Source organism: Homoserinimonas sp. A520, assembly GCF_054489245.1.
Window position 1 is genome coordinate 1 of record NZ_JBTMWX010000009.1, and the last position, 12,158, is coordinate 12,158.

Sequence of the window (12,158 nt, forward strand, 5' to 3'; positions counted from 1 at the left end):
TGTCCTGTCACGAACCTGTCAGCGATGTCCCGTCACTTCACACCCGCTCGAGCCGCTGCGTGGTCAACAAACCGGCTCGCGGTTGGAGGCGCGTAACCGCATCCGGGCGCCGTTTAGGATGGACACCATGGCCGCCGGTGACTCCTTCTACATTGCGACGCCCATCTTCTATGTCAACGACGTGCCCCACATCGGCCACGCGTACACCGAGGTTGCGGCCGACGTGCTCGCGCGCTGGCACCGTCAGAGCGGCGACGACACCTGGCTTCTGACCGGAACGGATGAACACGGCCAGAAGATCCTGCGCACCGCCGTCGCGAACGGGGTGAACCCGAAGGAGTGGGCCGACCGCCTCGTCGACACCGCGTGGAAGCCGCTGCTCGAGACGATCAACATCGCCAACGACGACTTCATCCGCACGACCGATGAGCGGCACGAGACCGGCGTGAAGCTGTTCCTGCAGAAGCTCTACGACGACGGGTTCATCTACCAGGGCGAGTTCGAGGGCCACTACTGTGTCGGCTGCGAGGAGTACAAGCAGCCGGGCGACCTGATCCCGGGAACCGGCGAGTTCGAGGGCCAGCAGGTGTGCGCCATCCACTCCAAGCCGGTTGAAGTGCTCAAGGAGACCAACTACTTCTTCCGGATGAGCGACTTCGAGCAGCCGCTGCTCGACCTCTACGAGTCGAACCCCGACTTCGTGCAGCCGGACAGCGTGCGCCACGAGGTCATCCAGTTCGTCAAGCAGGGGCTCCGCGACCTCTCGATCAGCCGCTCCAGTTTCGACTGGGGCATCCAGATCCCCTGGGACGACAAGCATGTCGTCTACGTCTGGTTCGAGGCGCTGCTCAACTACGTGACCGCGATCGGCTACGGCGTCGACCAGGAGCAGTTCGACCGCCGCTGGCCGGCCACCCAGCTGGTCGGCAAGGACATCGCCCGTTTCCACGCCGTGATCTGGCCGGCCATGCTGATGGCGGCGGGACTGCCCATTCCGACCAAGGTTTTCGGTCACGGCTGGCTGCTGGTCGGCGGCGAGAAGATGTCCAAGTCGAAGCTGACCGGTATCGCCCCATCCGACATCACCGACACGTTCGGCGTGGATGCGTTCCGCTACTACTTCATGAGCGCCATCCACTTCGGCCAGGACGGTTCGTTCAGCTGGGAAGACCTGGCTGCCCGCTACCAGGCGGAGTTGGCGAACGGTTTCGGCAACTTGGCCTCCCGCGTCATCGCCATGGTGAACCGCTACTACGACGGCGTGCTGCCAGCGCCCGGCGACTACACCGAGGCCGACCTCGGCATCCAGAGGACGGTGGCGGATGCTGTCACGGGCGCAGACGCTGCGATGCAGAAGCTGGCGATTCACGACGCTCATGCTGCCATCTGGACGATCGTCGATGAGCTGAACGGTTACATCACCATCCAGGAACCGTGGGTGCTGGCCAAGAACGACGACACGCGCGAGCGCCTCGGAACGGTTCTCTATACAGCGGCTGACGGGTTGCGCGCCCTCGCCGTGTTGTTGTCACCGTTCATTCCCGATGCGACCGCGAAGCTGTGGGAAGCGCTTGGGCAGGAGTCAGAGGTGCAGGCCCAACTCATCCCGGATGCCGGCACCTGGGGCCAATTGGACCCCGGCACCAAGGTGGGCACCCTCACAGCGTTGTTCCCCCGCATCGAGCAGGTGGAGGCAGCGGTTTGAGTTACCCCCCGCTGCCAGAACCGCTGGTGGTGCCGGTCTACGACAACCACACCCACCTCGAGATGGTGCTCGGCGACGACGCCCCTGACTACCGCGACCAACTGGACAGCGCGAGCAGCGTGGGCGTGCGCGGTGTCGTGCAGGTGGGAACGGACCTCGAATCCTCCCGCTGGTCGGCGGAGGTCGCCGCCAGGGAGCCGCGGATCCTCGCCGCGGTCGCCATCCACCCGAACGAGGCGCCGAGGCTAGGAGACGAGCTTGATGCGGCCCTGGCGGAGATCAACGTGCTGGCTGGACTTCCCCGCGTGCGCGCCGTCGGTGAGACCGGCCTCGACTTCTTCCGAACCGGGGAGGATGGCCGCGCCGCGCAGTTCCGCTCGTTCGAAGCGCACATCGAGATTGCCAGGAAGCACGACCTCGCCCTGCAGATCCACGACCGGGACGCCCACGCCGAGGTGATCGCCACCCTGCGCCGGGTGGGTGCACCCGAGCGCACCGTTTTCCACTGCTTCTCCGGCGACGCCGAGATGGCGAGGCTCTGCGCGGACAACGGCTGGTACCTGTCCTTCGCCGGGACGGTGACCTTCAAGAACGCCACTAATCTCCGTAGTGCGCTTGAGGTAGTCCCGCGCAGCCAGATCCTGATCGAGACGGATGCGCCCTACCTAACGCCCATGCCCTTCCGTGGGCGACCGAACTCCTCCTACCTGATCCCGCACACCCTCCGCTTCATGGCCGACCACCTGGGCACCGAAGCGTCCATGCTGGCCGCCCAGATCTCGTCGAACACCGAACTGGTCTACGGCAACTGGGACGCCGAGCCGGTCACCCAGGACGCCGCTTCGCCGTTCGACCCGGCCATCGAACCGCACGAGCTCGCGTGATGCAGACACTGTTGGGACCGGCCGAGATCAGGGACCTCGCCGACCTGCTCGGCATCCAGCCGACCAAGAAGCTGGGCCAGAACTTCCTTCTCGACGCGAACACCGTGCGCCGCATCGTCAAGGTAGCCCGAGTGCAGCCGGGGGAGACCGTTGTCGAGGTCGGGCCTGGACTCGGGTCGCTCACCCTGGGGCTGACCGAGGTGGGCGCATCCGTCATCGCCGTCGAAATTGACGTGCGGTTGGCGGCCCAGCTTCCGCTCACCGTCGCCCAGTTGCAACCGGATGCTGACCTCACCGTGATCACGCACGACGCCATGACCATCACCGAGTTGCCAGGCAACCCGACCACCCTGGTCGCCAACCTGCCGTACAACGTTTCGGTGCCGGTACTGCTGCATTTCCTCGAGCATTTTCGCGGAATCAGCTCCGGCCTGGTGATGGTGCAGGCCGAGGTCGGGCAGCGCATCGCCGCCGACCCGGGGTCGAAGGTGTACGGCAGCCCGAGCGTCAAGGCGGCCTGGTACGGGCACTGGAAGACGTCGGGCATGGTGAGCCGTCAGGTCTTCTGGCCGGTGCCGAACGTCGACTCGATCCTGGTCGGGTTCCGCGTGCGCGATGAGCCGATCGGCACCGAAGAGGAGCGACTGGCGACCTTCCGGCTGGTGGATGCCGCCTTCGGCCAGCGGCGCAAGATGCTGCGACAGGCGCTGGCGGAATCCTTCGGGAGTTCGGCCCAGGCATCCGCCACCCTCGAAAAGGCGGGCATCCCGCCGACCCAACGCGGTGAGCAGCTCACGGTGCACGACTTCTTGAGTATCGCCCGGGCGATCTAGTGCCGGGTAGCCTGTCAGGCATGGCAGGCGTATCCGAGCAGAACATCTCAGCCGAAAGGCTGCTGGCGGCGACCGGTCGGTTGCGGGACCAGTGGCACGAACTCCTCGACGAGCAGAACGCGAGCACCTGGACGCACACGCAGATCGCCACCTGGCTGCGCGAGACCCACGGCGTTGATGGCTGGTGGGCGCAAGGCGTGACCGTCGGCTACGAGCAGGCGAAAGGGATGCGGGTCCCCGGGCAGCAGCCAGACGGCACCTTTTCGACGAGCGCCAGCAAGACGGTGGAGCGGCCCCAGTCCGACGCGCTGGAGCTGGCAATCGACGCCTACGGTGCCGCGGCCGGCAGCGAGCCGGTCAGTGTGAGCCGTGACGCGAAGCATCCGACCGCCCGCTGGAAACTCGCCGACGGCACGACGGCCCTGGCGACGGTCAGCCCTGGCGGCGGAGGCAAGTCCCGCATCGTGCTCACCCACTCGAAGCTTGCGCACGCGGAGCGCCTGGGCGAGGCGAAAGCGGAGCTGGCCGCGGTTCTCGACGCACTCGCGTCCAGAGTGGACAGATCAGTCGACTAGGTTTAACGCATGACCACCGGGGCTGCATCGAAGGTGGTGCACGCACGGGCACCGGGCAAAATCAACGTGTACCTGAAGGTCGGCGCCCTGCTCGAAGACGGCTACCACGATGTCGCCACCGCGTACCAGGCTGTCTCGCTCTACGAAGATGTCTGGGCCAGCCACGCCAACGATTTTTCGGTCAGCTTCAGCGGTCCGATCGACTGCTCCGAGTTGGTGACGGATGGCTCCAACCTGGCGCTGAAGGCGGCCGGCCTGCTCGCACGCAAGACCGGATACCGGCGCGGCGTGCGGCTCGAGATCGAGAAACACGTCCCGATTGCGGGCGGCATGGGTGGGGGGTCAGCGGATGCCGCGGCCACCCTCCTCGCCTGCGACGCGTTGTGGGGAACCGGGCTGACCCGGGAAGAACTGCTCGACCTCGCCTCCCAGCTCGGTGCGGACGTTCCGTTCGCGTTCACCGGTGGCACGGCGATCGGTACCGGGAACGGCGACCAGTTGAGCCCCGCGTTGGCCAAGGGGACGTTCCAGTGGGTTTTGGCGCTCGCCGACTACGGCCTCAGCACCCCCGAGGTCTACGACGAACTCGATCGTCACCGCGACCGCCACGCCCAGGACATCTTCCCGGTGCAGGCGCAACCGCACGTCGACGCCAACGTGCTTCAGGCGTTGCGGGCCGGCGACCCGCTGATGCTGGCCGAAGTGCTGCACAACGACCTGCAGGCCCCGGCGCTGCACCTCGAGCAGGGCCTGTCCCGCATCATCGAGTTGGGCGAGGCGAACGGGGCGCTCGCCGGCATCATCTCGGGATCGGGCCCCACGGTCGCGTTCCTTGCCGCCGACCTCGACAATGCGCTGGAACTGCAGATCGCACTGAGCGCCGCGCGGCTGACCGTGGTGCGCGCGACCGGCCCCGTGCACGGCGCACGGCTGGTCGCCGAGTAGCCCGCCTTATGACCCACGCTATTAGCGTGTCTCCTCGTCACGTGCTTCCATTCTCCGGTTCTCCGGGTCCCTTCCCTCGCCCACTTCAGGTGAAAAGGCAAAAAGTCGCCGAAAACTCGCTCGTTGGGTGACTTTTCGTCTTCTCGTGAATCATTGAGTATTCGCCGCTCTCAACCCATTCCGCGAAAAGGCGAAAAGTCACCGAAAAACCGATTCTTAGGTGACGTTTTACCTTCTCATGCGTTGGGGAGCATGGCACGGTGGACAACTTCGGCGACGAATGCTCGCCATCGGGCACCATGGGCGGATGCCGCGCAAGGTTCCCCTTCACCCCGCCTTGAACGCCTCGGGCTTCACGGTTGCCCGAGCCAGGGAGCTCGGGCTCGGCAAGCACCGCCTTTTCGGCTCCGACCTCGCGCGGCCGTTTCATGGCATCCGCTCGAAACGCCTGGACGAAACCAGAGTTCTCGGCTTGTGTCTGGCGTACCGTCCACGGCTGCGGCCAGACCACTTCTTCAGCCATGCGACGGCGGCGCTCATTCACGGGATGCCCGTGCCGCTCTCCGTCGAGGCAGACCTTCGTCTCCACGTCACCGCGATGGCGCCGAGCAGCGTTCCTCGGACGGTGGGTGTTGTCGGGCACTCGGTCCAGCGGGGCCGGGAGCGCGTCATGAGTCGGAACGGCTATCCGGTCGGGTCCGCCCTGCAGACCTGGTGCGAACTGGCTGGAGTTCTGGATCGGGACGACCTCGTGGCAGTGGCCGACTATATGGTCGGCGGGGACCGGCCGCTCACCTCACTCGGGGAGCTCGCGCACGCGGCGAAAATGTGGGGGCGACAGCGCGGCGGAAGGCGTCTGCGCGAGGCGGCAGGCCGCGCCAGCATTGGAGCTCAGTCCCGGATGGAGTCCCTCGCACGCATGCTGGTGATCGACGCAGGTTTCCCTGAGCCGGTTGTCAATGGAATCGTGCGCAACGATGCCGGGCGCTGGGTGGCTGAGTCCGATCTGGTCTTCGCCGAGTTCAAGCTCGTGCTGGAGTACGACGGGGACGGGCATCGCACCGACCGCGTCCGTTTTCTCAACGACATCGACCGCAGGCAGCGCATCGAGGAGGCCGGCTGGACGGTCATCCAACTCACGCCGCGACACATCTTCGAACGGCGGGAGCACACGATCGCCCTCATCGCTTCCCACTTGAGTGCCCACGGATGGGCGGGAAACGTCGTCTCGTCGCCACCCGTGCGTGCGAGAAGGCGATAAGTCGCCCAACGCCGCGATTTTCGGTGACTTTTCGCATTCTCGTCGGAAGCAGGGAGCGCTTCCCGGCACGGGCAGTGACTCCGTAGGCTAGGTGGCATGAGTGAGTCGAACCCGTACGCTCCACCGCCCGTCCCTCAACAGTCGTACCAGGCGGTCGCAAAGAAGCCGCCGCTGTCCCCGGAACTGAAGAAATCGGCATCCGTCGCCGGTGCGGTCAGTTTCACCGTGATGTCGATCGGCTGGGGGCTGTTCTCCACGGCCGCCGGCATCGGACTCTTTGCCGGTTTCTTCGCCTGGATGCTCGGAGTGGTCGGGGCATCAGGTAACGGTGCCGACGCCGACTACTTCCGCTTGCAGGAGTTCATCGAGAGCATCAACCCGGGTGCCTGGATCATCCCACTGGTCATCGCCGGCCTCGTCGGCATCGGCCTGTGGGTATGGTTCCTGTTCATCAGCCGAGGCATGCTGGCGAGGGCACATCACCCGTCGCCGTGGGGTGTCACGTGGGCCGGTGCGGGCGTCGCGATTGCCGCGAGCTGGCTCGTGTCGTGGATTGCCTGGCTTCCGCTGCAATTTGTGGGAGTCATCGCACCGGATGCATACAACTCGTTCGAGAGCGGCGTCACGATCACCATCATCCTCGCCATCGTGTCGTTCGTGCTGAACCTCGCGATCTCTGCGGTGATCGGCTGGCTCTCCTGGTGGTGGATGGCCCACGCGATGCGGCCCGGGCCCCAGCACGCGTGAGGATTCAAGTCACAGGCTGACCGGCTACAGTCAGTCCAGTGGCACATCTTCTCGGGGCCGAGTCCCTGCACCTCGAATACCCGACCCGCGTCATCTTCGACAAAGTCACCATCGGCATCAACGAGGGTGAACGGATCGGCGTCGTCGGCCGCAACGGCGACGGCAAGTCGACTTTGCTGCGCCTGCTCGCCGGGCGCATAGAACCGGATTCCGGACGCGTCACGCGGCGCGGCGGGGTCACTATCGGCATGCTCGACCAGGGCGACGAGCTCGACGACACCCTGGTCGTCAGTCACTGCATCGTGGGCGACCGCGAAGAGTACGAGTGGGCTTCGGATGCCCGCATCCGCGACGTCATCGACGGCCTCCTGGTCGACATTCCGTGGGATGCCACCCTCGGCCAGCTCTCCGGTGGCCAACGCCGTCGCGTCGGCCTGGCCAAATTGCTGGTCGGCGACTGGGACGTCATCTTCCTCGATGAGCCGACCAACCACCTCGACGTGGAGGGCATCGCCTGGCTCGCCGGGCACCTGAAGAAGCGCTGGCCGGCCACCCAGGGCGGGCTGGTGGTGGTCACCCACGACCGGTGGTTCCTCGACGAGGTCTGCACCGACACCTGGGAGGTGCACGATCAGCTCATCGAGCCGTTCGAGGGCGGCTATGCCGCCTACATCCTGCAGCGGGTGGAACGCGACCGGATGTCATCCGTCACCGAGGCGAAGCGCCAGAACCTGATGAAGAAGGAGCTGGCCTGGCTGCGCCGGGGAGCACCCGCACGTACCGCGAAGCCGAAGTTCCGGATGGATGCCGCGTACGAGCTGATCGCGAACGAGCCGCCGCCGCGCGACACTGTTGCGCTGAGCCAGCTGGCCACCTCACGGCTGGGTAAGGATGTCGTCGACCTGCTCGATGTCGGCGTCAGCTTTGGCGACCGCGAAGTGTTGAAGGACATCGAGTGGCGCATCGCACCGGGCGAGCGCACCGGAATTCTCGGCGTCAACGGAGCGGGAAAGTCGACACTGCTGTCGCTGATCGCGGGCACGCTGCAACCGACCACGGGCCGGGTGAAGCGCGGCAAGACCGTGAAGGTCGCCATCCTGAGCCAGCAGCTGGACGAGCTCGCCGACATCCAGGAGGACAGGGTGATGGATGTCATCGCCCGCCAGAAGAGCTCCTACGTCACCGGCGGCAAGGAGCTGACCCCCGGCCAGCTGCTCGAGCGCATGGGCTTCATGAGTGCCCAGCTGAGCACCCGCGTCAAAGAGCTGAGTGGCGGCCAGCGTCGCCGGCTGCAGCTGCTCCTCATCCTGCTCGGCGAACCGAACGTGCTCATCCTGGACGAGCCCACCAACGACCTGGACACCGACATCCTGGCCGCCATCGAAGACCTGCTCGACTCCTGGCCGGGCACCCTCATCGTCGTCAGTCACGACAGGTACCTGCTCGAGCGAGTGACCGACAACCAGTACGGCATCCTGGACGGGCGGATGCGGCACCTCCCCGGCGGGGTCGACCAGTACCTGAAGATCCGCTCCGGTGCGACGACGACCGGCGGGGTTCCGGCGGGCAGCAACACGGCGAAGACGCCTGGCACCTCCAGGCTGGCCGGCGCTGAGCTGCGCAACGCCGAGAAGGAGCTGGCCTCGGTCAGCCGCAAGCTGGAGAAGGTCACCGGAAAAATCTCGGAGATCCACGACCGGATGGCTGCGCACGACCAGAACGACTACACCGGCCTGGGCGCCCTCTCTACCGAGATTTCGTCGCTGGAGACCTCGATGGAAGAACTCGAACTGCGGTGGCTGGAGCTGACCGAGGCACTCGGCAAATGAACACCGACAAGTTCCGCGCACTGCTGATCGCCGAGCAGAACGAGACCGTGCAGCTCATGTCGACCCTCGGCGCGGACATCAGCGCCCTGGTTGCCGCCCGCCAGGATTCCAACAACGACGACGAGCACGACCCGGAAGGCTCGACGCTGGCGTTCGAACGGTCACAGACGGATGCCCTGCTCGCCCAGTCCACGCAGCGCCTCCGCGACATCGGCGCGGCTCTGGAGCGACTGGATGCCGGAACCTACGGCGTCTGCGAGACCTGCGGCAAGCCGATCGCGTCTGCTCGCCTTGAGGCGAGACCCTATGCGAGAACGTGCATATCCTGCGCAACACGGTAACCGGGGCAGTTCTCCACAGCTTTGCGACTTCCTGGATCTGACAGGTCAAGAGCCCTCAATACTGATGTTCATGTCGGTGATAGTTAAAGCACAGGGCCCCGCTGATCTGCTCGCGATGATGCCATCGCTCATAGGGTTCACTCCTCAGCGAAGCTTCGTGTTGCTAGCCTTCCGGGGCAAACGCACCTGTGGCGCAATCCGCTTCAACTTGCCGAGTTCGACAACTGAAGCCGTACTCAAACGCATCGCGACTAATGCGGTGGGCACCCTGTGCAAGATCTCGGGCGTCGACAGCGTAGTCGTGGCAATCTTCACGGACGAGGCCATTGGAACGGGCGGGATGCCCCACAGCGATTTTGCGGATGTGCTGGGTCGTCGACTTCGGTTCTCCGGGTTCGGACTGCGCGAGTCGTTGTGCCAGGCGAGCGATGGGTGGGGGTCCTACTGTGACGCTGACACCCCCGACGGCGGGCATCCGCTCAGCGACATTGCCAACTCTCCCGTCGTCGCGAACCTCCCGCCGGAGGCGCTGCCCGACGATGCCGATACCCCGGCGCGTGTCCCCGACGCCCCGGCGGCCGACAAGAAGCGGGTGAGCAACGCGCTCGCGCGTTATCGGCGACTCGCCGTGATCGAGAGGAAGGGCGACCTCGATAGCCTTCCAGCCGAATTGGACGCGCTGGGGGATCTGACAGGGTTCGTAGAGAAAGCCCTCGATTGGGATGAGTCGGCCATCAGAGACAACGATGCGCTCCTCCTCTTCGTGCTCCAGGGCCCTCCGATGCGAGACACGACCATGCTCCAGTGGGCATCGAGCCTGGCCATTGGTGACGTCATGATGGACGAAGCGGAGCGCTGGAACCGTGGTGGGCGCGACCTCAGCATGGCCGACGTGGTGACATCCCCGAACCTTATGTTCGGAAGAGGGCCGAGACCTGATCCTGAACGAATTGAACGCGGAATTCAGCTGCTCCTGACGGTTGTGTCACGGGCTGAGGACGCGGAGCGGCTCTCTCCGCTCTGCATGCTCGCCTGGCTGAATTGGGCTCTCGGTCGCGGAAGTCGGGCCGGTCGCTACATCGACGAGGCGCGGGCGATTGATCCGAACTACGGGATGGCGGAGTTGCTCGACACCATGCTGAGCAACGGCATGCTGCCGGAGTGGGCGTTCGCCGTACCCACGGATTCGATCTGATCCCAAAAGTGTTGCTGCAGGCATATAATTGGATATATGAAGACCATGATCGACGTTGACGATGAAGCCCTGATGGCGGCCGCCCGAGAACTGGGAACGGCAACCAAGAAGGACACCGTGAACGCCGCGCTCACGTTTGCCGCGACACGTCATGCTCGGGTGTCGGCGCTGCTCGATGACCCGCACAGTTACGGCATTGGAGCTGACATCGGTGATGCCGAAGTGATGTCCGCAGCGCGTCGATGAGTCCTGCTGCAGCCACAGGAGCGCTGTATCTCATCGACACGTCGGCATTCGCCAGAGTTGGCGTGCCCTCAGTGAGGACTGTCATCGCCGGTCTCATTGCGGAAGGAGTCGCCGCAACCTGCGTCACAGTCGACTTGGAAGCGGGATACTCCGGTCGAACCGCAGACGATGTTCGAACCATCGCAGAGAACCGCCGGACCCTGTATCGGAACCTGCCGATCACCGAGCCGATTGCCGAGTATGCGAGACAGGTCCAACTCAGGATGGCGGTCCGTGGGCAACATCGTGCCGCCGGAATTGTGGACGTGCTGACCGCCGCAGTCGCCGAACACTATGGAGCGATCATCCTGCACTACGACTCTGATTTTGAACACATCGCTGCGGTGACGGGTCAACAGCAGCTATGGGTAGCACCCAGGGGAACCCTCTAGCAACGTTGCTAGAAAGGCGGCGCCGGCAAGACCGTGCGGGGTGGCGCGGACCGCAGGTTACGCCGCGTGACGTCACACAATGTCACGCAATTTCGAACTGGCGGCGTGCTCGCTGAAGCTGGATAGACAACTTCCCCCAGCATCCGTTTCGAAAGGCTCCACCATGTCTGACCAGCCAGAACTCATCGCCGCGCCGAAGTCCCGCGGCAGGCTTTACGCCATCATCGCCGCGGCGCTCGTCATTGTGATCGCCATCGTCGTCGGCATCGTCATCGCCACCAACAGCTCGAACGCTGCGCCGACGGATGCCGTCGGCAACGCGATCACCGAGGGCAAGGGCTCAGCAGCAGACCCGGTGAAGATCGGTGTCGTCGGGGCATCCGACGCCTACTGGTCAGACTACGTGGAAGCCGCCGCGGCCGAGGGAATCAGCGTCGAACTGGTCGACTTCGCCAGCTACGAACTGCCCAACCCGGCGCTCACCGAGGGCGAGATCGACCTGAACCAGTTCCAGCACATCGTCTACCTGGCCCAGTACAACGAGGCATCGGGCGAAGATCTCACCCCGATCGGGTCGACCGCAACCTACCCGCTTGCGCTGTACTCGACCCAGTACGACTCTGTCGAGGACATCCCAGCCGGCTCCACCGTCGCCGTGCCGAATGACGCCAGCAACCTGGCGCGTTCGCTCCTCGTTCTTCAGTCCGCGGGACTCATCGAGCTCAAGGGTGGCGGGTCGATCTTCGCAACGCTTGACGATATCGACGCTGCCAAGTCGAAGGTCACCGTCACCGCGCTCGAGGCCGCCCTGGCACCGACTTCGCTGCCCGACGTTGCCGCTGCCATCATCAACAACGACTTCGTTGCGGATGCCGGACTCAGCTTCTCCGACGCCATCGCCACCGACGACCCCGCCGACCCGAACGCCCTGCCGTACGTCAACATCTTCGCGGCGCAGGCCGGTGACGCGGACAACGCGCTGTTCCAGAAGCTGGTCGAGATCTACCAGACCACCAAGGTGGTTCAGGATGGTGTGCTCGAGGTCTCCGGTGGAACGGGAGTGCTGCTGCAGACGCCGGTCGCTGACCTGGTCGGATCCCTCGAGAAGGTTCAGGCGGACATCCGCGCTCAGGGCTGAGAAAGACACCGGGAGGGCGCGGAAGAAC

13 protein-coding genes are annotated in these 12,158 nt (G+C 65.0%); all 13 read left to right on the forward strand.

All coding sequences use genetic code 11. The features are described 5' to 3' along the window. Window positions 1–127: 127 nt before the first annotated feature. Window positions 128–1,705 carry a methionine--tRNA ligase gene (metG, locus tag ACX3PH_RS15575; protein WP_459093615.1) on the forward strand — a complete coding sequence of 526 codons (1,578 nt, stop codon included), beginning with the start codon at window positions 128–130 and terminating at the stop codon, window positions 1,703–1,705. After that, window positions 1,702–2,589 carry a TatD family hydrolase gene (locus ACX3PH_RS15580; RefSeq protein ID WP_459093616.1) on the forward strand — a complete coding sequence of 296 codons (888 nt, stop codon included), beginning with the start codon at window positions 1,702–1,704 and terminating at the stop codon, window positions 2,587–2,589. Before metG ends, ACX3PH_RS15580 begins: the two co-directional genes overlap by 4 nt. Further along, on the forward strand, window positions 2,589–3,422 hold the full coding sequence (gene rsmA, locus ACX3PH_RS15585; RefSeq protein ID WP_459093677.1) for a 16S rRNA (adenine(1518)-N(6)/adenine(1519)-N(6))-dimethyltransferase RsmA: 834 nt from the start codon (window positions 2,589–2,591) through the stop codon (window positions 3,420–3,422). Before ACX3PH_RS15580 ends, rsmA begins: the two co-directional genes overlap by 1 nt. Before the next feature lie 20 nt (window positions 3,423–3,442). Continuing rightward, entirely contained in the window at window positions 3,443–3,997 is a 555-nt protein-coding gene (locus ACX3PH_RS15590; RefSeq protein WP_459093617.1) for a hypothetical protein, read from the forward strand. 9 nt (window positions 3,998–4,006) lie between these two features. Then, window positions 4,007–4,942: a 4-(cytidine 5'-diphospho)-2-C-methyl-D-erythritol kinase gene (locus tag ACX3PH_RS15595; protein WP_459093618.1), complete on the forward strand. Its 936-nt coding sequence runs from the start codon at window positions 4,007–4,009 to the stop codon at window positions 4,940–4,942. A 220-nt stretch (window positions 4,943–5,162) separates the two neighbouring features. Further along, a complete protein-coding gene (locus ACX3PH_RS15600; protein ID WP_459093619.1) occupies window positions 5,163–6,203 on the forward strand; it encodes a hypothetical protein in 1,041 nt (346 codons plus the stop codon). 96 nt (window positions 6,204–6,299) lie between these two features. Next, window positions 6,300–6,950 (forward strand): hypothetical protein, encoded by a 651-nt coding sequence (locus ACX3PH_RS15605; RefSeq protein ID WP_459093620.1) that lies wholly within the window; start codon window positions 6,300–6,302, stop codon window positions 6,948–6,950. 38 nt (window positions 6,951–6,988) lie between these two features. After that, window positions 6,989–8,779, forward strand: coding sequence for an ABC-F family ATP-binding cassette domain-containing protein (locus ACX3PH_RS15610; protein ID WP_459093621.1), 1,791 nt, complete (start codon window positions 6,989–6,991; stop codon window positions 8,777–8,779). Further along, window positions 8,776–9,120 carry a TraR/DksA family transcriptional regulator gene (locus ACX3PH_RS15615; RefSeq protein WP_459093622.1) on the forward strand — a complete coding sequence of 115 codons (345 nt, stop codon included), beginning with the start codon at window positions 8,776–8,778 and terminating at the stop codon, window positions 9,118–9,120. The genes ACX3PH_RS15610 and ACX3PH_RS15615 overlap by 4 nt, the downstream gene beginning before the upstream one ends. A 70-nt stretch (window positions 9,121–9,190) precedes the next feature. Further along, window positions 9,191–10,315: a DUF4192 domain-containing protein gene (locus tag ACX3PH_RS15620; protein ID WP_459093623.1), complete on the forward strand. Its 1,125-nt coding sequence runs from the start codon at window positions 9,191–9,193 to the stop codon at window positions 10,313–10,315. Window positions 10,316–10,351: 36 nt separating this feature from the next. Continuing rightward, window positions 10,352–10,561, forward strand: coding sequence for a type II toxin-antitoxin system VapB family antitoxin (locus ACX3PH_RS15625; RefSeq protein WP_459093624.1), 210 nt, complete (start codon window positions 10,352–10,354; stop codon window positions 10,559–10,561). Next, a complete protein-coding gene (locus ACX3PH_RS15630) occupies window positions 10,558–10,992 on the forward strand; it encodes a PIN domain-containing protein (protein ID WP_459093625.1) in 435 nt (144 codons plus the stop codon). Before ACX3PH_RS15625 ends, ACX3PH_RS15630 begins: the two co-directional genes overlap by 4 nt. A gap of 163 nt (window positions 10,993–11,155) precedes the next feature. Further along, window positions 11,156–12,130 (forward strand): MetQ/NlpA family ABC transporter substrate-binding protein, encoded by a 975-nt coding sequence (locus tag ACX3PH_RS15635; RefSeq protein WP_459093626.1) that lies wholly within the window; start codon window positions 11,156–11,158, stop codon window positions 12,128–12,130. Window positions 12,131–12,158: the final 28 nt, after the last annotated feature.

What these genes read in the sequence shown, in the direction of transcription:
- ACX3PH_RS15595 (WP_459093618.1), top strand. Translation starts at nt 4,007, where the DNA reads ATGACCACCGGGGCTGCATCGAAGGTGGTGCACGCACGGGCACCGGGC.
- rsmA (WP_459093677.1), top strand. Translation starts at nt 2,589, where the DNA reads ATGCAGACACTGTTGGGACCGGCCGAGATCAGGGACCTCGCCGACCTG.
- ACX3PH_RS15615 (WP_459093622.1), top strand. Translation starts at nt 8,776, where the DNA reads ATGAACACCGACAAGTTCCGCGCACTGCTGATCGCCGAGCAGAACGAG.
- ACX3PH_RS15590 (WP_459093617.1), top strand. Translation starts at nt 3,443, where the DNA reads ATGGCAGGCGTATCCGAGCAGAACATCTCAGCCGAAAGGCTGCTGGCG.
- ACX3PH_RS15620 (WP_459093623.1), top strand. Translation starts at nt 9,191, where the DNA reads ATGTCGGTGATAGTTAAAGCACAGGGCCCCGCTGATCTGCTCGCGATG.
- ACX3PH_RS15630 (WP_459093625.1), top strand. Translation starts at nt 10,558, where the DNA reads ATGAGTCCTGCTGCAGCCACAGGAGCGCTGTATCTCATCGACACGTCG.
- ACX3PH_RS15605 (WP_459093620.1), top strand. Translation starts at nt 6,300, where the DNA reads ATGAGTGAGTCGAACCCGTACGCTCCACCGCCCGTCCCTCAACAGTCG.
- metG (WP_459093615.1), top strand. Translation starts at nt 128, where the DNA reads ATGGCCGCCGGTGACTCCTTCTACATTGCGACGCCCATCTTCTATGTC.
- ACX3PH_RS15635 (WP_459093626.1), top strand. Translation starts at nt 11,156, where the DNA reads ATGTCTGACCAGCCAGAACTCATCGCCGCGCCGAAGTCCCGCGGCAGG.
- ACX3PH_RS15625 (WP_459093624.1), top strand. Translation starts at nt 10,352, where the DNA reads ATGAAGACCATGATCGACGTTGACGATGAAGCCCTGATGGCGGCCGCC.